We start from the raw sequence: 682 nt of genomic DNA on the forward strand, positions 1-682 counted from the left end.
ATATTATCTTCATAAATACAAGTATAATCATGCCAAAGAATATCACACTCCCCAATATGTTCTACACATTGCTCTATACAATCAAGACTTAGCATATCATCAGCATCTAAAAAATGAATATAGACTATATCACAAGGCGGCATAGGAGAGTGAGAAAAGATAATACAAGAGTTAATAGAGTAATCAAGGGGCTTGCGTAAATGAGGGGGAATGGAAGTAATACAAGGAGATTGAGTAGGAGAACAAAAAGAGGCAGAATGTGAAGCAGATTCTAAATCTTTATTATGCTTCTTTTCTATCCCCCCCCCCCGTATAATTATTTACTATTTGCTCTCCTGTGAGGTAGTTTATGTTATTTGCACTTAGGGCTTGAGGTTTAAGGATGGCTTTTTGTATAAAGTATGGAGCTTCTATAATAGATGAATATGTGAAGCCATTACTTATATATTCAATCCCCATATTCCTTGCACTGCCTTGTCCGCCATTGCTTTTGCATATTAAACTTATACGACTATCTTTTTCAAAATATGTTTTAGCTATTTCACAGCTTTTATCAGTGCTGCCATCGTCTATTAAAATAATTTCTATATTGCTATAGCTTTGATGAATGCAAGATTCTAGGCAGTCCTGCAAATACTTCTCTACATTATAAAAAGGCACAATAATAGCGACTTTGGGGTTT

The 682-nt window shown here is 34.6% G+C and carries 1 pseudogene; it reads right to left on the reverse strand.

Annotation, left to right across the window (positions count from 1 at the left end):
- Positions 1-443 precede the first annotated feature (443 nt).
- Positions 444-666 (reverse strand): annotated as a pseudogene (locus CQA63_RS10270) (glycosyltransferase family 2 protein); the annotation flags it as partial.
- Between the last annotated feature and the right edge of the window lie 16 nt (positions 667-682).

This window comes from Helicobacter marmotae, from assembly GCF_003364255.1.
GTDB lineage: Bacteria > Campylobacterota > Campylobacteria > Campylobacterales > Helicobacteraceae > Helicobacter_C > Helicobacter_C marmotae.